The sequence below is a fragment of the Pseudomonas sp. rhizo66 genome, assembly GCF_031931925.1.
Taxonomy (GTDB): Bacteria; Pseudomonadota; Gammaproteobacteria; order Pseudomonadales; family Pseudomonadaceae; genus Aquipseudomonas.
Map to the genome: position 1 here is coordinate 87925 of NZ_JAUJWZ010000021.1, position 18596 is coordinate 106520.

General features: G+C 59.9%; 17 protein-coding genes. 15 read left to right on the forward strand and 2 right to left on the reverse strand.

Features of this window, described 5'->3' with window-relative positions; genetic code table 11:
* The first annotated feature begins 66 nt into the window (after positions 1-66).
* The 15 genes from QZR14_RS23245 to QZR14_RS23315 all read left to right on the forward strand — a co-directional run bounded on the left by QZR14_RS23245 (position 67) and on the right by QZR14_RS23315 (position 16299).
* Complete coding sequence (locus QZR14_RS23245; RefSeq protein WP_311997846.1) at positions 67-1434, forward strand: MFS transporter; 1368 nt, start codon at positions 67-69, stop codon at positions 1432-1434.
* Positions 1415-1831 carry a DUF4440 domain-containing protein gene (locus QZR14_RS23250; protein ID WP_311997847.1) on the forward strand — a complete coding sequence of 139 codons (417 nt, stop codon included), beginning with the start codon at positions 1415-1417 and terminating at the stop codon, positions 1829-1831. The genes QZR14_RS23245 and QZR14_RS23250 overlap by 20 nt, the downstream gene beginning before the upstream one ends.
* A complete protein-coding gene (locus tag QZR14_RS23255) occupies positions 1828-2760 on the forward strand; it encodes a flavin reductase family protein (RefSeq protein ID WP_311997848.1) in 933 nt (310 codons plus the stop codon). Before QZR14_RS23250 ends, QZR14_RS23255 begins: the two co-directional genes overlap by 4 nt.
* A gap of 14 nt (positions 2761-2774) precedes the next feature.
* On the forward strand, positions 2775-4073 hold the full coding sequence (locus QZR14_RS23260; protein WP_311997849.1) for a Rieske 2Fe-2S domain-containing protein: 1299 nt from the start codon (positions 2775-2777) through the stop codon (positions 4071-4073).
* Positions 4054-4539, forward strand: a complete 486-nt coding sequence (locus QZR14_RS23265) for an aromatic-ring-hydroxylating dioxygenase subunit beta (RefSeq protein WP_095122369.1) — start codon at positions 4054-4056, stop codon at positions 4537-4539. Before QZR14_RS23260 ends, QZR14_RS23265 begins: the two co-directional genes overlap by 20 nt.
* Before the next feature lie 19 nt (positions 4540-4558).
* A complete protein-coding gene (locus QZR14_RS23270; RefSeq protein WP_311997850.1) occupies positions 4559-6268 on the forward strand; it encodes an NAD(P)/FAD-dependent oxidoreductase in 1710 nt (569 codons plus the stop codon).
* 30 nt (positions 6269-6298) lie between these two features.
* Entirely contained in the window at positions 6299-7627 is a 1329-nt protein-coding gene (locus tag QZR14_RS23275) for an amidase family protein (protein WP_311997851.1), read from the forward strand.
* Between the two features lie 151 nt (positions 7628-7778).
* Positions 7779-9038: a tryptophan permease gene (mtr, locus tag QZR14_RS23280; protein ID WP_311997852.1), complete on the forward strand. Its 1260-nt coding sequence runs from the start codon at positions 7779-7781 to the stop codon at positions 9036-9038.
* Between the two features lie 261 nt (positions 9039-9299).
* Positions 9300-10214: a glutamate/aspartate ABC transporter substrate-binding protein gene (locus QZR14_RS23285; protein WP_311997853.1), complete on the forward strand. Its 915-nt coding sequence runs from the start codon at positions 9300-9302 to the stop codon at positions 10212-10214.
* 194 nt (positions 10215-10408) lie between these two features.
* Positions 10409-11155: an amino acid ABC transporter permease gene (locus QZR14_RS23290; protein ID WP_038369085.1), complete on the forward strand. Its 747-nt coding sequence runs from the start codon at positions 10409-10411 to the stop codon at positions 11153-11155.
* A complete protein-coding gene (locus tag QZR14_RS23295; protein ID WP_003227756.1) occupies positions 11155-11826 on the forward strand; it encodes an amino acid ABC transporter permease in 672 nt (223 codons plus the stop codon). Before QZR14_RS23290 ends, QZR14_RS23295 begins: the two co-directional genes overlap by 1 nt.
* Positions 11823-12557: an amino acid ABC transporter ATP-binding protein gene (locus QZR14_RS23300; protein WP_007916729.1), complete on the forward strand. Its 735-nt coding sequence runs from the start codon at positions 11823-11825 to the stop codon at positions 12555-12557. Before QZR14_RS23295 ends, QZR14_RS23300 begins: the two co-directional genes overlap by 4 nt.
* 177 nt (positions 12558-12734) lie before the next feature.
* Positions 12735-14636 (forward strand): sensor histidine kinase, encoded by a 1902-nt coding sequence (locus QZR14_RS23305; protein WP_311997854.1) that lies wholly within the window; start codon positions 12735-12737, stop codon positions 14634-14636.
* Complete coding sequence (locus QZR14_RS23310) at positions 14633-15961, forward strand: sigma-54-dependent transcriptional regulator (RefSeq protein WP_007949592.1); 1329 nt, start codon at positions 14633-14635, stop codon at positions 15959-15961. Before QZR14_RS23305 ends, QZR14_RS23310 begins: the two co-directional genes overlap by 4 nt.
* Before the next feature lie 8 nt (positions 15962-15969).
* Positions 15970-16299: a GlpM family protein gene (locus tag QZR14_RS23315; protein WP_250606394.1), complete on the forward strand. Its 330-nt coding sequence runs from the start codon at positions 15970-15972 to the stop codon at positions 16297-16299.
* A 214-nt stretch (positions 16300-16513) separates the two neighbouring features.
* Here QZR14_RS23315 and QZR14_RS23320 read toward each other — a convergent pair whose 3' ends face one another.
* Entirely contained in the window at positions 16514-17179 is a 666-nt protein-coding gene (locus QZR14_RS23320; RefSeq protein ID WP_311997855.1) for a DsbA family oxidoreductase, read from the reverse strand.
* Between the two features lie 176 nt (positions 17180-17355).
* The gene (locus tag QZR14_RS23325) at positions 17356-18390 is read right to left on the reverse strand and encodes an alpha/beta fold hydrolase (protein ID WP_311997856.1); all 1035 of its coding nucleotides are present in this window, start codon (positions 18388-18390) and stop codon (positions 17356-17358) included.
* Positions 18391-18596: the final 206 nt, after the last annotated feature.

The window sequence follows — 18596 nt, forward strand, 5'->3', positions numbered from 1 at the left end:
TTAAGCATAGTCGTATCGACACTTCAAGTCCATCGCCCCTATGCTGCGCGGCAAAGGGGATACAACATGAACTATCGCTATAAGATCGCGCTGATCTTTCTGATCGGCTTCTTTATTGACTGTATAAATATATTTATGTCGGCTGTGGCATTGCCCAGTATATCGGCAACTTTACAGGTCAGTACTTCATCCGTGGCGTGGGTCGCCAATGCTTATATTCTTGGCCTGACCCTGATTATTCCGGTCAGCACCTGGCTGGCAGGGCGTTTCGGCAGCCGCGAGATTCTGACCGCTTCGATGCTGGTCTTCACCGGCTCTGTGTGGATGTGCGGCATGGCTGACAGTTTCCACGAACTGGTGATCTGGCGGTTCGTTCAGGGCATCGGTGGTGGCTTGCTGATCCCGGTCGGTCAGGCGCTGACCTTCAACCTGTTTCAGGGCGAGCAGCGGGCGAAAATATCCACACTGGTGATGGCTGTCGCGCTGATTGCCCCGGCCATTTCGCCGACGGTCGGCGGCATCATCGTCGACAGCAGCTCCTGGCGGTGGGTGTTCTACAGCAACATCCCGTTCTCGTTGATCGCCGCCGGGCTGTCGTGGTTCTGGATCAAGGAAAGCAAACCGACCGACCTGCCACGCCCGGACATCAAAGGCCTGCTGCTGGTCAGCGCTGCACTCGCCAGCCTGCTGATGGGCATGTCGCTGTACGGTGGTGACTATCCGGCACTGGCCGCGTTGATCTGCGTCGCGGCAGGCCTGCTGTTCATCGCGCTGTACCTGCGGCACTACCGCCGCTGCAGCAACGCGATCATCGAACTGAGCCTGCTCAAAAGTAAAAAACTCAGCACCTCGATCTTCATCTATTACGCAATTCCCGGCGTGTTCACCGGGGTCAACCTGATGAGCATTTTCTTCCTGCAGAACACCCTGCACTTCAGTGCCCGGCTGACCGGGATGTTCATGATCCTCTACGCCATCGGCGCTTTCATTGCGATGACGATTTGTGGCCGGGTCTACAACCGCGTCGGCGCGAAACGCCTGTTCACCCTCGGCATGCTGCTGCACAGCGCCGGCATCGCGACGCTGATGCTGGTCAATGACCCGGCGGACCTGTGGGTGATCGTCATCGCTTACAGCCTGATGGGTATCGGTGGCGGCATCGGCGCCAACACCGCGCAAACCACTTCACTGATGGATTTTGCCGGCGGCGATACACACAAAGCGAGCGTGATCTGGAACATCAATCGGCAGATGTCGTTCAGCCTCGGTGCCGCGTTGCTCCTGATGATCTTCAATGTGCTGCTCAAGCAGTTCGACACCACGCAGGCCTACCACGCGACGTTCGCGATTGCCGCGCTGGTCGGGCTGTTCCCGCTGTTTCAGATGAGTCAATTGAACCCTCCAAAGGAATGCCATGAACAACAACCTGGTTGAACGAGCGCAACACAGTATTCACCACGTGCACGAGCTGATTCACCGCGCCTTTACCGACGCCGACGGGGCCGGCGCAGACGCCATCGCGCCGCTGATGGAGGTGTTTGCCGAGCACTTCAGCATGGTCACCACCTCGGCCGCCGTGGTCGGTCGGGCGCAAGTCGAGCAACTGTTCAGCGGCGCCGTCGGTGCCCGCAAAGGTCTGGAGATTCTGATCAGCGACCTGCACACGGTCTGGCACGAAGGTTCGACCGTGGCCCTGCGTTACAAGGAAACCCATCGCCTGAATCAGAGCGAAACCTCGCGTATTTCGCTGGCGATCCTTCGCGTGCAGCACCACGACGTCCAGTGGCTGTACCTGCATGAAACACCGATGAGCCAGGAAAGACCTGCATGAAATACACCGTCACCCACTGCCGAATGCTCTCGGCGTCGATCAAGGAAGTCACCGTCAGCGGTCCGGCCTCCCTGTCGGATATGACCCATGCCGGTGCGCATTTCAAATGGCTGATCCCGGGTCTGGATGACTGTCGTCATTACTCGACGGTGCATGTGAACGCGGTTGAGGATGGACAGTTCACCTTCGCCATCCGCCTCTCGCCGGACTCCGCCAGCAGTCAGTACATCCGTGGGTTGGCTGTAAATGACAGCGTGGAACTGGAAGGCCCGTTGAACACCTTCAACTACCCGCTCAGTGCTGACAGCGGACGTGATATCGCAATTGCCGGCGGCATCGGCATCACGCCGCTGACCGGTATTCTGCGCCACCTGGACGCGTTGAACCGCCCTGCGCACTTGCATTACTTCGCCAGAAGCGCCGACGACGCGGTCTACACACGGCACCTGCAAGAACAACTGCAAGAACGCCTGCAACTGCACCTCTCCGGCAGTCGCCCGGCGATCAGCGAAGTGCTCGCCGATCTGCGCGCCGATGACCGCCTGTATGTCTGCGGCCCGGCAGCGCTGCTCAGTGCAGTGCTCAACCACGCCGAAGTTGTCGGCCTCGCTCGTGAGCAGATCCATCTGGAGGTGTTCAATGTTGCCCGCGATGACGCCGCGCAAGGCTTCGTCATCGAGGCGGTCGACTCCGGCGTCAGCGTCAATGTCGGCCCGCAACAATCGTTGCTCGAAGCGTTGGAAGCAGCCGGACTCGATCCGCTTTACGACTGCCGTCGTGGCGAGTGCGGGGTCTGCGCGCTGGACGTACTGGAAGGCGATGTCGATCACCGCGACTTCATCATGAGCGAACAGGAAGCGGCGTGCAGCGCGCGGATTTATCCCTGCGTCTCCCGCGCCAAAAGCCCGCGCCTGAAACTGGCGATCTGAAAGAGGACACCCCGTTGGACAACTATTTCAATGGCAGGGAAGTGCATAAATCTCTGTTCCTTGATCAGGCGCTTTTCGACCAGGAGCAGCAGCGCGTGTTCGCCGCGAGCTGGTGTTACCTGGGTCACGACAGCCTGATTCCGGAGACCGGCGACTACTTCACCACCACCCTCGCGCAACAGCCGCTGGCGATGGTTCGGCAGAAGAACGGCGCCATCGTCGTGCTGCACAACCGCTGCCCGCACAAAGGCGTGAAAGTGCTGGCCGAAGCACGCGGCAATGTCGGCCGCTTCATGCGTTGCCCGTACCACGCCTGGACATTCAAGACTGACGGCGAACTGCTGAGCATTCCGGTGAAAAAGGAATACGACGACTGCGACCTCAGCAGCTGTTCCGCACATAAAGGCATGCGCCCGGTGAACGCGGTGCACAACTATCGCGGCTTCGTCTTTGTCCGCCTGACCGAAGAAGGCATCAGCTTCGAGGAGTTCTTTGGCGAGTCGCTGTCGACACTCGACAACATGGTCATGCGCTCGCCGCAGGGCCAACTGAAAGTAATCGGCCAGCCATTGCTGCACCGCCATCGCTGCAACTGGAAAATGGTCGTCGACAACCAGACCGACACCTGCCACCCGATGATCGCACACGAATCTTCCGCCGGCGAAGCCATCCGCCTGTGGCAGGAAACCGGCGCTCAGGGCAAGCCACCGATGGCCGTCGAACTGTTCTCGCCGTTCATGGCCTCTTACGACTTTTTCGCCGGCATGGGCATTCGGGTCTGGCCCAACGGCCACGGGCACACCGGGGTCAGCAATTCGATCCACAAGGCCTACACCGACATTCCCGGTTACTGGGACTTGATGGTCGAAAGCTACGGTGAAAAGCAGGCCCGGGCGATCCTCGACGACACGCGTCACAACACCGTGTATTTCCCCAACCTGATGGTCAAGGGCCCGATCCAGACCTTGCGCGTGATCAAACCGGTCAGCGCCCGCGAAACCATCGTCGAATCGTGGATCTTCGAACTGCAGGGCGCTCCCGTGCAGTTGCTGGAAAGAACCGTGCAGTACAACAACCTGATCAACTCGCCGTGCTCGATGGTCGCCCATGACGACGTGGAAATGTACGAACGGGCCATGGAAGGCCTGGGCAGCGACGCCAACGAATGGGTCAACGTCGCCCGCCTGTTCAGCCCGAACGAATCCTATGCGCAGACCCAAGTGGTGTCCGGCACCAGCGAAATGGCCATGCGTAATTTCTATAACAGTTGGCAGCACTTGATGCGGGACGACCATGCAACACGATCAATCTAATCACCACGCCATCGAGCAACTGATCGAGACCGAACTGCACTTGCTCGACCAGCAGGATTTCGACGCCTGGCAACAGCTGCTCAGCGATGACTACCACTACTGGATTCCCATGACCCGTGAGCAGGTCAGTCCGTTGCACGAATCATCGCTGGTGTACGAAGACCGTTTTCTGACCACGCTGCGGATCAACCGACTGGCCAATGCGCGCAACTTCTCCCAACAGCCCAAGAGTCGCAGCCTGCATATCGCCCAGCGCCCGCGGATCACCCTCGACGCAGCCTCGTTCAGCGCCTTCGCCAGTTCCAACATGCTCTATTGCGAAGCCCGCGGCGACAACGAATGGCACTACCCGGTGACCGTCGAACATCAACTGATCAACATCGATGGCACGTGGAAGATTCACGGCAAGAAGATCCTGTTGCTCAACCCCGCACGCGCCCTTGAAAGCCTGCAACTCATTATCTGATCGATCGAGAAGTCTCCCTGTGAACGCTATTCCCCATGATTCCAGTCAGGCGTCCGCGTGCCTGTCATTTCCCTACGTCGATCTGTTGTATGACTACGGCCAGTTCCTGCGCAATGCCGAAGAGGCCATTGGATATCTGCCGGCGGAAACCGCCGAGAAACACATCGGCATCGTCGGCGCCGGCCTCAGCGGGTTAGTGGCCGCCTACGAATTGCTACGCGCCGGTGCACGTCGCGTCACGTTGTTTGAAGCCGAACCCGAGCATGTCGGCGGGCGTCTGCTGACCCAGTGTTTTGATGAAGAACAACCGCAATTCATCGCCGAAATGGGCGCCATGCGCTTTCCGCCGAGTGAGGTCGGGCTGTTTCACTACCTCAATCGCTTCGGCATCCAGACCACCGAAGCGTTTCCCGACCCCGGCATCGTCGACACCGAAATCCACTACCGCGGCGAAGCCCATCACTGGGCAGCCATGCAGCCGCCGCCAGAGCTGTTCAGCACCGTGCACCAGGGCTGGGTCGCCTTTCTCAATGAAGGCGTCACCCTCGATGACGGCACATGCCTGGCGCCACCACTGCTGATCACCGAGCTGCTCAAACAGCACAATTACTGCGAGGTGCAGCCCGAGTGGCAACGCTACCTCGACTGCTTCGGCGATAGCTCGTTCTACTCGGCGATGGTGCGCATCTTCACCGGCAAAAACCCGCCGGGCGGCAAGCCGTGGCGCAAACCCGAAGACTTCCATCTGTTCGGCTCGCTGGGCATTGGTTCCGGCGGTTTCCAATCGGTGTACCGCGCCTCGTTCACCGAAATCCTGCGGCTGGTGGTCAATGCACTGGAGGTCAATCAGCGCCTGGTGCCCAACGGCATTTCCTCGCTGGCCGAGCGGATTGCCGACACCTCGTTCAACGGCATTCAGCTGCGCGACATGATTTGCCGCACACGCATCGAATCGATCAACAAAGGCGCACACGGCGAGATTCTGCTGGCCGGCAGCAATGGCGAAACCTACGCCTGCGACCGCGTGATCACCACCACCACGACCCGCGCCCTGCAAGTGAACCTCAAGCTCACGCAGAACCAGGCGTTCGTCAATCGCGACGTCGCGCGGGCGATCAACGAAACGCACATGGTCGGCTCATCCAAGCTGTTCATCCTGACCAAAGACAAGTTCTGGCTCAAACATGGCCTGGCGCAAAACATCCAGACCGACACCCTGGTCAAAGGCGTGTATTGCCTGGACTACGCGCCGCAAGATCCGGATTCCTGGGGTGTGGTGCTGATCAGTTACACCTGGGAAGACGACTCGCACAAAATGGTCTCGATGACCGACAAGGTGCAACGCTGCCTGCGACTGGTCGATGAACTGGCAATGAGCGCGCCGGAATTTGCCAGCCATTTGATCCCGCTGGACGGTGACTACCAGCGCTACGTTCTGGAATACGACTGGCTGACCGACAAACACGCGCTCGGCGCTTTCAAGCTGAACTTCCCCGGCGACGATATTTACTCAGAGCGCCTGTTCTATCAGTTCCGCACGGCTCTCGACCCGCAACAGGACACCGGTTTGTACCTGGCCGGTTGCGGCGCCTCGTTCACCGGAGGCTGGGCCGAAGGCGCGATTCAAACCGCGCTGAATGGCGCGTGCGCGGTGATCAGCAGCCTGGGCGGCGACCTGATTGCCGGTAACCCGCTCGATGACCTGCACTCGCAGTACCGCTACTGCTGAGCCAGTCCCTTTTAATGCCGAGAATCATCCATGTACAACCAGCTTTCCATTGAACAGCTCGTCAACGGATTTCGCAGTGGCCAACACTGCCCTGACACCTGGCAGCAAGCCTTGCGCGAGCGTCATGTGCAGATGCAACACCTGAACAGTTTCATCACCTTTGACCCGTCGGGGTTCAAGGCAAATGCCTTCGGGCGCGACAACGCACTGTATGGCCTGCCCGTGTCGTTCAAGGACAACATCAACGTCAGCGGCCTGCCGACCACCGCCGGTACGCCCGGGCTGGCCGACTATGTGCCGCAGACCGATGCCGGCATCGTCGAGCGCTTTCGGCAATTGGGCGCGCAGATTGTGGGCAAGAACAACATGCACGAATTGTCGTTCGGCGTGACCTCGGCCAACCATTCCCATGGCGCGGTGATCAACCCTGTCAACGAACGCCACAGTGCCGGTGGCAGCAGCGGCGGCTGTGCTGCCGCCGTCGCTGCCGGACTGGTGGCGTGCGCGGTCGGCACCGACACAGGGGGGTCGGTACGGATACCGGCGGCGTTCTGCGGGATTGTCGGGTTTCGCCCCACCATCGGCGTTTATCCGGTCGACGGCATCGTCCCGGTGTCGCAAACCAAAGACACTCCGGGCTTGTTGACCCGCACCGTGGAGGATTGTCAGTTCGTTCACACGCAACTGACCGGCTGCCTGCATCAGCCAGAAACCCGGTCGCTGCGCATTGGCATTCCCGAGCGTTTTCTCTGGACCGACCTCGCTGACAACGTGCAACGCGCTTGCCGCACGGCCATCGATACCTTGGCCGATCGCGGTGTGATCATCGTGCCGGTCGACGATGCCGTGATTGGCGAGATCAACGAGAGCATTCAGTTTCCGTTGCCGATCTATGAGTTTTTCATCGATTTTCCGCGGTTCCTGATGAAAGCAGGACGCGGCGCGCAGTTCCTCGACATCCTCGCGCAGATCCGTGATCCGGCGATCAAGAAAATCCTCACCGCCCAACTGGAAAGCCCGGCAATTTCCTACACCGATTACGTGCAGGCATTGATGAGCAAACTGCGTCTGGAGCAGGAATACCACGCTCTCTTCAGTCGCCATCAACTGGATCTGCTGGCTTACCCGACCGTCACTTGCAGCGCGCCGCTGCTCAGCGATTGCTCGGATGAAAGCAACTTTGAAACGTTCGTGCGTAATACCGACCCGGCGAGCAATCTGGCGGCGCCGAGCATCAGCGTTCCGGTGGCGGCGGCGGGTGCGTTGCCGGTGGGCTTGTCGTTCGATGCGCTACCGGGGCAGGACGACTTTTTGCTGGCGAACGTGCGGCATCTGACGCACCTGTTCAACATCGGTTAAACCACGATCCCTGTGGGAGCGAGCCTGCTCGCGAAGGCGTCGTGTCGGTCGACATCAGCTTCGTCTGCCACACCGCTATCGCGAGCAGGCTCACCCTCTACAGGGGCTCTGCATCAATGCACCTGTAACAATTCAAATTGCGGGCCTTGCCATGCGTGTCACCTCAATATCCTCCGCTCCCGCCGTCGAACGCTCGCCGTCGATTCTCGGCGGCGCCATGATCATCGGCGGCACCATCGTCGGTGCCGGCATGTTCTCACTGCCGGTAATCATGTCCGGGCTGTGGTTCTACGGCTCGGTCGCCGTGCTGCTGTTTGCCTGGTTCTGCACGTTGCACTCGGGCCTGATGATTCTTGAAGCCAATCTCAACTACCGTGAAGGCGCGAGTTTTTCCACCATTACCCGGGATCTGCTGGGGCGTGGCTGGAGCCGCTTGAATGGTTTGAGCATTGTGTTTGTCCTGTACACCCTGACGTACGCCTACATTTCCGCCAGCGGTTCGGTGATTCATCACACGGCGCAATCACTCGGGCTTGCGCTGTCGTCGCGAACCGGTGGTTTGTGTTTCACCCTGGTGGTGGCATTTATCGTCTGGCTCAGCACCACGGCGGTCAGTCGCATGACCACGCTGGTGTTCGGGGCAAAAATTCTGGCGTTCTTTCTGACCTTCGGCGGTTTGCTGGGCCATGTGCAAAGCACCACGCTGCTCAATCTGAATAGCGGCGACAGCCATTACTGGCCTTATCTGCTGGTGACCCTGCCCTTCTGCCTGACTTCGTTCGGTTTTCACGGCAACGTGCCGAGCCTGATGAAGCATTACGGCAAGGACCCGCAGCGGATTCGCGCTTGTCTGGTCGGCGGCACCTTGATCGCACTGGTGCTGTATCTGGTGTGGATGCTGTGCAGCATGGGCAACATTCCCCGCGACATATTCAAGGACATCGCCCAGCGCGGCGGCAATATCGATGTGCTGATCAGCGCCCTGGGGGCAAGACTCAACAGCGCCAATGTCGATCTGCTGCTGACGTTTTTCTCCAATTTCGCCGTGGCCTGTTCGTTTCTCGGGGTGACCCTGGGTTTGTTTGATTACCTGGCCGATGTGCTGAAGTTCGACGACAGCCCCGTCGGTCGTCTGCAGACGGCAGCCGTGACGTTCGGGCCGCCGATGCTCGGTGGTTTTCTGTGGCCGGAAGGTTTTCTGCATGCCATCGGTTTCGCCGGGTTGGCGGCGACATTGTGGGCGGTGATCACCCCGGCGCTGCTGGCACGCGCTTCGCGCAAGCGCTTTGGCAGTCCGCGCTATCGCGTGTGGGGCGGCACGCCAATGATCGTCCTGGTGCTGTTTTTCGGAGTGATCTGCGCGGTGTCGCATTTGCTGTTCGTATTTGATTGCCTGCCGGTGTGGCGCTGAAGCGATGCGTTCGGTTTTCCGAACGCGACTTCACGGTCGATTCGGTTAACCGGATCAGTTGCGCTGAAAAGCACCGCCACAAAAGTTTAATAAGCTTACAAAACAACGATTTAACTATCTGCGGCGGGTCTGGCACGACTCATGCTCTACACTCTCTCGACGAATGCCTGCTGTGCCAACACTTCAGGAGCCGTCAGGCATTCGAAGCACAAAAGGGCCGACGAACTGGCTCCATAAAAAAAACAATTCGAGGAAAATTTGATGCGCATCGTTCCCCATATCCTGGGCGCAGCCATTGCGGCCGCTCTGATCAGCACGCCAGTTTTCGCCGCCGAACTCACCGGCACCCTGAAGAAAATCAAAGAGTCCGGTGTGATCACCCTGGGCCACCGCGACGCCTCCATTCCGTTTTCCTACATTGCGGATGCTTCCGGCAAACCCGTCGGTTACTCCCACGACATTCAGTTGGCCATCGTCGAAGCGATCAAAAAAGACCTCGACCTGCCAAACCTGCAAGTCAAATACAACCTGGTGACCTCGCAGACCCGTATCCCGCTGGTGCAGAACGGCACCGTGGACGTCGAGTGCGGCTCCACCACCAACAACGTCGAGCGTCAGCAGCAGGTTGACTTCTCCGTCGGCATCTTCGAAATCGGTACCCGTCTGCTGTCCAAGGCTGACTCCAAGTACAAGGATTTCGACGATCTTAAAGGCAAGAACGTCGTGACCACCGCTGGCACTACCTCCGAGCGCATCCTCAAGGCGATGAACGCCGACAAGCAGATGGGCATGAACGTCATCTCCGCCAAAGACCATGGTGAATCCTTCCAGATGCTGGAATCGGGTCGTGCCGTAGCGTTCATGATGGACGACGCACTGCTGGCCGGCGAAGCCGCCAAAGCCAAGAAAGCCACCGACTGGGCCGTGACCGGCACTCCGCAGTCCTATGAAATCTACGGCTGCATGATGCGCAAAGGCGACGCACCATTCAAAAAGGCTGTCGATGACGCCATCGTCGCGACCTACAAATCGGGCGCAATCAACAAGATCTACGAGAAGTGGTTCATGCAGCCGATTCCACCAAAAGGCCTGAATCTGAACTTCCCGATGAGCGACGAACTCAAGGCCCTGATCGCCAATCCGACCGACAAAGCGGCTGACGACAAGAAATCCTGATTTCTGACTAACCTTATCCCTTGAAGAGGCGCCTGCCTTTTCAGGGGACGGTCACTCCCTGCTGGCATTTTCTGGAAACACTCGAACCGGTGGCTGTCGAGCCGATCGCGTGTGCCTGACCGTCAAGGTCAGGGAGGGAACGGAGTTTCCCCAGGCGGGCACTTGTACATCGATCGAATCGAGGGGAGACCCTAATGAATTACAACTGGGACTGGGGCGTGTTCTTCAAGTCCACCGGCGTCGGCAGCGAGACCTATCTCGACTGGTACGTCTCCGGTTTGGGCTGGACCATTGCCATTGCCATCGTGGCGTGGATCATCGCCTTGCTGCTGGGCTCCATTCTGGGGGTTATGCGCACGGTGCCAAACCGCATCGTATCGGGCATCGCCACCTGCTACGTCGAGCTGTTCCGTAACGTACCACTGCTGGTGCAGCTGTTCATCTGGTACTTCCTGGTACCCGACCTGCTGCCGCAAAACCTGCAGGACTGGTACAAACAGGACCTCAACCCGACCACCTCGGCTTACTTGAGCGTTGTCGTGTGCCTGGGCCTGTTCACCGCCGCCCGTGTCTGCGAGCAAGTGCGTACCGGCATCCAGGCGCTGCCACGCGGCCAGGAATCCGCCGCCCGCGCCATGGGTTTCAAGCTGCCGCAAATCTACTGGAACGTGCTGCTGCCCCAGGCCTACCGGATCATCATTCCGCCGCTCACCTCGGAATTCCTCAACGTCTTCAAGAACTCCTCCGTGGCGTCCCTGATCGGCCTGATGGAACTGCTGGCGCAAACCAAACAGACCGCCGAGTTCTCGGCCAACCTGTTTGAAGCCTTCACCCTGGCCACGCTGATCTACTTCACCCTGAACATGAGCCTGATGTTGCTGATGCGCATGGTCGAGAAGAAAGTCGCAGTGCCCGGCCTGATCTCCGTGGGGGGTAAATAATGGACTTCGATTTCAGTGGCATCATCCCCGCCATTCCGGGCCTGTGGAACGGCATGGTCATGACCTTGCAGTTGATGGTCATGGGTGTGGTCGGCGGCATCGTGCTGGGAACCATCCTCGCACTGATGCGCCTGTCGTCGAGCAAACTGCTGTCGCGGGTGGCCGGCGCTTATGTGAACTACTTCCGTTCGATCCCGCTGCTGTTGGTGATCACCTGGTTCTACCTGGCGGTGCCGTTCGTGCTGCGCTGGATTACCGGCGAAGACACGCCGATCGGTGCGTTCACCTCCTGCGTCGTGGCCTTCATGATGTTCGAAGCCGCGTACTTCTGCGAAATCGTCCGGGCCGGTGTGCAGTCGATCCCCAAAGGCCAGATGGCCGCCGCGCAAGCGATGGGCATGACCTATGGCCAGACCATGCGTCTGATCATCCTGCCCCAGGCGTTCCGCAAGATGACCCCGTTGCTGCTGCAACAGTCGATCATCCTGTTCCAGGACACCTCGCTGGTCTACACCGTGGGCCTGGTGGACTTCCTCAACTCCGCCCGTTCCAGCGGCGACATCATCGGTCGATCCAACGAGTTCCTGATCTTCGCCGGTGTCGTCTACTTCATCATCAGCTTTTCCGCCTCGCTGCTGGTCAAGCGTCTGCAAAAAAGGTTCGCCGTATGATCTCTATCAAGAACATCAACAAGTGGTATGGGGACTTCCAGGTGCTGACTGATTGCAGCACCGAGGTCAAAAAAGGCGAAGTGATCGTGGTCTGTGGCCCGTCGGGTTCCGGCAAATCGACCCTGATCAAATGCGTCAACGCGCTCGAGCCGTTTCAGAAAGGCGACATCGTCGTCGACGGCACCTCGATTGCGGACCCGAAGACCAACCTGCCGAAACTGCGCTCGCGCGTGGGCATGGTGTTCCAGCACTTCGAACTGTTCCCGCACCTGACCATCACCGAAAACCTGACCATCGCGCAGATCAAGGTGTTGGGCCGCAGCAAGGAAGAGGCGACCAAGAAAGGTCTGCAACTGCTTGAGCGCGTCGGTCTGTCGGCGCACGCCCACAAGCACCCGGGGCAACTGTCCGGCGGCCAGCAACAGCGCGTGGCAATTGCCCGTGCGTTGGCGATGGACCCGATTGTCATGCTGTTCGACGAACCGACCTCGGCGCTCGACCCGGAGATGGTCAACGAAGTACTCGACGTGATGGTGCAACTGGCCCACGAAGGCATGACCATGATGTGCGTGACCCACGAAATGGGCTTCGCGCGCAAAGTGGCCGACCGCGTGATCTTCATGGACGCCGGCAAGATCATCGAGGACTGCCCGAAAGAGGAGTTTTTCGGCGACATCAGCGCCCGCTCCGAACGCGCGCAGCACTTCCTCGAGAAAATCCTGCAGCACTAAAACCAACACACCTGCCGGGGCATTACTCCATCCCTGTGGGAGCGAGCCTGCTCGCGAAGAGGCCATTACATTCAGCCTGGAGGTTGAATGTCAGTCCGCTTTCGCGAGCAGGGTCGCTCCCACAAGGGCCGGCGGTGCCCTCGCGACAAGTGTTGTGGTTGACCCAAGGCAACTGTGATGAAATGCGACCCCACTCTCTATCGCGCCGCGCCGCCATCACTTGCCGTGAAGCCTCGTCTGATTCGTCATCTGTTCCTGCCGCCGCTGGTCATCATCCTGATGATCGGGTTGGGTTATGCCGGCTTCTGGACCAGCGAGCATTTCGGCATTCGCAGCCTCAGCGAAAGCGGCCAGCGTCAGCTCGAACTGAACGCCCGCGCCGTCGAAAGCGAAATCAGCAAGTACACCTATCTGCCCAGCCTGCTGGAACTCGAAACCAGTGTGTCGCAGCTGCTGGCCGACCCGACCCCGGAACACCGGCAAACGGTCAACGATTACCTTGAAGGCCTGAACCGGCGCAGCCGCAGTCGGGCCATCTACGTCATGGACACCACCGGTCGCGTCATGGCCACCAGCAACTGGCGCGATGTCGACAGTTACCTCGGTGAAGACCTGTCCTTCCGCGCCTACTTCCAGAAAGCCATCCGCGGCGAGCCGGGCCGTTTCTACGGTATCGGCAGCACCAACGGCGAACCCGGTTATTACCTCGCCCACGGCCTCGAAGAACACGGCAAGATCATCGGCGTCGCCGTGGTCAAAGTGCGCCTCGAAGCCATGGAAGAACGCTGGCAACGCGCGCGTCTGGAAGCCTTCGTCAGCGATGAGAACGGCATCATCATTCTCTCCAGCGATCCGGCTCGTCGCCTCAAATCGGTAATTGCACTGAGTGACGAAATCAAGGAGAAACTCGCGCGCAGCCTGCAGTACTACTGGTTCCCGCTCAACGAACTGCAACCGCTGGCACGGGAAACCCTGTCCGAAGGCGTAGAGAAACTCACCTTCCCCGCCAACAGCGAAGTGCGCTCCGACGATGACGACATCAGCTATCTGGCACAGACCCGGCCACTGAGCGACACACCGTGGAATTTCACCCTGCTCACGCCGTTGCAGGACCTGCGCCGCGAAGCCATCAACCAAGGGATTCTGGTGGCGGTCGCGTTTGCGCTGGTGGCGTTCCTGTTGATCGCCTGGAACGAGCGGCGCAAGGTCATCGCCACCCGCCTCGCCGCCCGCGAAGCCTTGCAGGAAGCCAACAATCAACTGGAGCGTCGGATTACCGAACGCACCACCGACCTACGCGCCAGCAACGAGCGCCTGAAGAGCCAGATCCGCGAACGCCGTCAGGCCGAAGAGACATTGCGCCGTGCGCAGGATGAACTGGTTCAGGCCGGTAAACTCGCCGCCATCGGCCAGATGTCGACCAGCATCGCCCACGAATTGAACCAGCCGCTGGCGGCGATGCGCACGCTGTCGGGCAACACCGTGCGCTTCCTCGAACGCGGTCAGCTCGATGTCGCCAGCACCAATCTCAAGACCATCAACGAGCTGATCGACCGCATGGGCCGGATCACCGCCAGCCTGCGTTCGTTTGCCCGGCGCGGTGACAATCAGGGCCAGGCCAGCCTCGGCAAAGCCGTGGAGGCGGCGCTGCAACTGCTCGGGGCACGCTTGGAGAGTTCGGCGGTCAACATCCACCGCCAGTTCATTGATGTCCAGGTGCAGATCGACCAGACCCGCCTCGAACAGATTCTGGTCAACCTGATCGGCAACGCCCTTGACGCCATGCAGGCGCAACCGCTGCCCGAACTGTGGCTGGAAGGTGAAGAATTCAACGGCAAATATCGCCTGCGCGTGCGAGACAACGGCCACGGCATCGACGCCGAAGCGCGCAAGCATCTGTTCGAACCGTTCTTCACCACCAAACCCGGCGAACAAGGCCTGGGTCTTGGCCTGACCCTTTCCGCCAGCCTCGCGGCCGCCACCGGCGGGCATCTGGGTGTTGAACACCCGGCCAGCGGTGGCACCACCTTCGTCCTCAGTTTACCGTTGGTAAGCCCTACTCCTGCCGAGCCAATATGAACCACGACCTTAGTGTGCTGATCGTCGAAGACGACCCCCATGTGCTGCTCGGCTGCCAACAGGCGCTGACCCTCGAAGACATTCCCTGCGTCGGCGTCGGCAGTGCCGAAGAAGCGCTGGAGCGGGTCGGCGACAACTTTGCCGGCATCGTCATCAGCGACATTCGCCTGCCGGGCATCGATGGCCTGGAACTGCTGACCCGCCTCAAGCAACGCGATCGCAGCCTGCCGGTGGTGTTGATCACCGGCCACGGCGACATTTCCATGGCCGTCGGCGCGATGCAGAAAGGCGCCTATGACTTCATGGAAAAACCGTTCTCGCCGGAGCGTCTGGTCGACGTCGCGCGGCGTGCGCTGGAGCAACGCAGCCTCGCCCGTGAAGTCTCTTCGCTGCGCCGGCAACTGGCCGAACGCGATTCCCTGGAGGGGCGGATCATCGGCCGCTCGCCGGCGATGCAGAACCTGCGCGAACTGATCGCCAACGTCGCCGACACCTCAGCCAACGTGCTGATCGAAGGCGAGACCGGCACCGGCAAGGAACTGGTTGCCCGCTGTCTGCACGATTTCAGCCGTCGCCACAGCAAGCAATTCGTCGCGCTGAACTGCGGCGGCCTGCCGGAAAACCTTTTCGAAAGCGAGATTTTCGGCCACGAGGCCAACGCCTTCACCGGTGCCGGCAAACGCCGTATCGGCAAGATCGAACACGCCGACGGTGGCACGCTGTTCCTCGACGAAGTGGAAAGCATGCCACTGCCGCTGCAGATCAAACTGCTGCGCGTGTTGCAGGAACGCACCCTCGAACGCCTCGGCTCGAACCAGAGCGTGGCCGTGGATTGCCGGGTGATCGCAGCGACCAAATCCGACCTCGACGAAGCGAGCAAGGCCGGTGAGTTCCGCAGCGACTTGTACTACCGCCTCAACGTCGTGACCCTGGAACTGCCGCCACTGCGCGAGCGCCGCGAAGACATCCTGCAACTGTTCGAACACTTCACCCAGCAGTCAGCCCTGCGTTTCGACCGCGCACTGCCGGAACTGGACAACCAGACCCTGTCGAACCTGATGAGCCACGACTGGCCGGGCAACGTACGCGAACTGCGCAACGTCGCCGAACGGTTTGCCCTCGGCCTGCCAGCATTCAAAAAGTCCGGCGCCAGCAGTGGCGGACAAGGCCTGGCGTTTGCCGAAGCGGTGGAAGCGTTCGAACGCAACCTGCTCAGCGACGCCCTGCAACGCAGCGGCGGCAACCTGACTCAGGCCAGTCTTGAGCTGGGCATGGCCAAGACCACGCTGTTCGATAAAGTTAAAAAGTACGGGTTGAGCCACTGATGGATCTGATTCTGAAGGCCGCTATCGGCGCCGCGGTGGTGCTGATCCTCGCGGCGCTGTCGAAAACCAGAAACTACTACATCGCCGGATTGGTGCCGCTGTTTCCGACGTTTGCACTGATTGCGCATTACATCGTCGGCAAGGGGCGTTCGGTTGATGATCTGAAGACCACAATCGTGTTCGGCATGTGGTCGATCATTCCGTACTTCATCTATCTGGCGACTTTATATGTGATGGTTGACCGGTTGCGGCTGGAGGCGTCGCTGGCGGTGGCGGCGGTGGCATGGTTGATGGCGGCCACCGTGTTGGTGACCGTTTGGGTTCGCCTGCACAGCTAAGGTCAAAAACCACCCTCATCGGAACGCCGCCCGCCCAGCCCTCTCCCTCCGGGAGAGGGCGCCGACCGAGGTGTCTTGCGTCTGACATTGACCTGAAAGATCCAGTCGATTATGGATTCGCTACAACACGCTCAGGTCGGCGTATCACTCCAGCATCCCCCAATCAGTCCCCTCTCCCTCCGGGAGAGGGCCAGGGTGAGGGGCTTTTAGCTTTTCAGTTGACAGTGCCGCCCTTGGACTCAGCCATGATCTGCCGGATCGCCCCGACAAACGTCTCCACCGGTTGCCCGCCGGTCACCGCGTACTGACTGTTGAACACAACGGTCGGCACCGAACTCACCCCGCGCTGCAACCACAATTGCTCTTCTTCACGCACCTCATCGGCAAACTCGTCCGACGCCAGAATCGCCTCGGCTCGCTGGCGATCCAGCCCGACGCTTTCAGCAATCTGCACCAGTTGTCGATGATCCGACGGATTGCCGCCATCGCTGAAATAGGCCTTGAACAGCGCCTCTTTCAGCGGCAACTGCAGACCTTCAAGTCCGGCCCAATGAAGCAAGCGGTGCGCATCGAAAGTGTTGTAGATACGGCTGTTGCCGTCAGTGCGAAAGGCAAACCCGAGTTCAGCGCCACGGGCACGAATGGCTTCGCGATTCTTCTGCGATTGCTCAGGCGTCGAGCCGTATTTCTCTTGAATGTGCTCGGCAATGTTCTGTCCATCGGCGCCCATTTTCGGATTCAGTTCGAACGGCTGAAACCGGATCTCGGCCTGCACTTCGTTGCGCAGGATCTCCAGCGCCTGTAACAGGCCACGCAAACCGACGACACACCAGGGGCAGGAGACGTCGCTGACAAAGTCGATGTTCAAGGCAGAACTCATCACACACCTCGCGGGGGGAAATCGTGCGGGAAAGTTTGCACGATACACCTGCTTCAGATTTTTGGTGACCATAGCGGCCCCTTCGCGAGCAGGCTCGCTCCCACCCTTGGAATGCGTTCCCTGTGGGAGTGAGCCTGCTCGCGAAGAGGCCCGCTCAGACAACACAAATACCTCGGTTACAGCAGATTCCCACCCACCACCGGCTCAACCTGCGCCCAATGCGAGGTGTCTTCACGATGCGCCTGCAAATACGGCAGCACCGCCGCCAGCAACGGCGCTTTGAACGCCTCTTGAAAACGATGCGCCAGACCAGGAATCAGCTTCAACTGACTGCCGCGAATATGCGCCGCCAGATGCACCCCGTGCATCACCGGCAACAACGGATCCGCCGTGCCATGCACCACCAGCGTCGGCACTCGCAATTGATTGAGTAACGCCACCCGGCTCGGCTCGGCAAGGATCGCCATGATCTGCCGCTTCACACCTTCGGGGTTGAACGCACGGTCGTAGGACAGCGCGGCCTGATGCAGCAAGGCCTGACGATCATCGGTGACCGTCGGGCTGCCCAACGCGGCGAGCAGGTCAGCCTGTTGCTCCAGCGCCACCTGTCGATTCGGTGCGCCGCGACGCGACAACAACTGCACCAGTGCCGCGCTCGGTGCCGGCAGGCCTTCGGCGCCCGAGGTGGTCATGATCAATGTCAGGCTCTCGACCCGCTGCGGTGCCATTGCCGCCATGTGCTGGGCAATCATCCCGCCCATGCTTGCGCCTAGCACATGGAATTGCTCAACATGCAGCGCGTCCATCAAGCCCAGCGCATCGTCTGCCATATCCGTCAGGCTGTAGGGCGCCGCCACCGGCAGACCGAGTTTGTAGCGCAGCACTTCAAAGGTCAGATTGGCCTCCGCCGGCGCCTGACGCCAGGTCGACAAACCGACGTCGCGGTTGTCATAGCGAATCACCCGAAAGCCCTGCTGACACAGCGCGACCACCACTTCATCCGGCCAGTGGATCAACTGACCACCCAGGCCCATGACCAGCAACAACGCCGGATCCGACGTGCGACCAATGCTCTGGTAAGCCAGGCTCACCTGCTGCAGATCAACATGCTCGGTCGGCACATTGACGTCGCAACGCGCCGCCGCCCATGCCGACGATCCGAAAAAAATCGCGGCCAGAACAGCCGCGACCGATAAAAATCCCTTGACCATGAAAAACACCGAAACGCAGAACCCCAGTAGAGCGCGAGTCTGATGAAGTTTGTTCAAGCGCGCTGCCACACTTCCATGACAGTTTGATGAAGAGTGCCGAGCGGTCATCGACCGTTGATGCAAACAATATCTATGTACCGCCATCGCCTTGCGCGATTTCTCTTGAATGACCCGCTCAGGGACGGATTCCCCGCCCCGCCAATGCG

Excerpts from the sequence above, each read along its gene's own strand:
- QZR14_RS23245 (WP_311997846.1), top strand. The coding sequence starts at position 67 with ATGAACTATCGCTATAAGATCGCGCTGATCTTTCTGATCGGCTTCTTT.
- QZR14_RS23250 (WP_311997847.1), top strand. The coding sequence starts at position 1,415 with ATGAACAACAACCTGGTTGAACGAGCGCAACACAGTATTCACCACGTG.
- QZR14_RS23255 (WP_311997848.1), top strand. The coding sequence starts at position 1,828 with ATGAAATACACCGTCACCCACTGCCGAATGCTCTCGGCGTCGATCAAG.
- QZR14_RS23265 (WP_095122369.1), top strand. The coding sequence starts at position 4,054 with ATGCAACACGATCAATCTAATCACCACGCCATCGAGCAACTGATCGAG.
- QZR14_RS23275 (WP_311997851.1), top strand. The coding sequence starts at position 6,299 with ATGTACAACCAGCTTTCCATTGAACAGCTCGTCAACGGATTTCGCAGT.
- mtr (WP_311997852.1), top strand. The coding sequence starts at position 7,779 with ATGCGTGTCACCTCAATATCCTCCGCTCCCGCCGTCGAACGCTCGCCG.
- QZR14_RS23285 (WP_311997853.1), top strand. The coding sequence starts at position 9,300 with ATGCGCATCGTTCCCCATATCCTGGGCGCAGCCATTGCGGCCGCTCTG.
- QZR14_RS23290 (WP_038369085.1), top strand. The coding sequence starts at position 10,409 with ATGAATTACAACTGGGACTGGGGCGTGTTCTTCAAGTCCACCGGCGTC.
- QZR14_RS23295 (WP_003227756.1), top strand. The coding sequence starts at position 11,155 with ATGGACTTCGATTTCAGTGGCATCATCCCCGCCATTCCGGGCCTGTGG.
- QZR14_RS23300 (WP_007916729.1), top strand. The coding sequence starts at position 11,823 with ATGATCTCTATCAAGAACATCAACAAGTGGTATGGGGACTTCCAGGTG.
- QZR14_RS23305 (WP_311997854.1), top strand. The coding sequence starts at position 12,735 with ATGAAATGCGACCCCACTCTCTATCGCGCCGCGCCGCCATCACTTGCC.
- QZR14_RS23310 (WP_007949592.1), top strand. The coding sequence starts at position 14,633 with ATGAACCACGACCTTAGTGTGCTGATCGTCGAAGACGACCCCCATGTG.
- QZR14_RS23320 (WP_311997855.1), bottom strand. The coding sequence starts at position 17,179 with ATGAGTTCTGCCTTGAACATCGACTTTGTCAGCGACGTCTCCTGCCCC.
- QZR14_RS23325 (WP_311997856.1), bottom strand. The coding sequence starts at position 18,390 with ATGGTCAAGGGATTTTTATCGGTCGCGGCTGTTCTGGCCGCGATTTTT.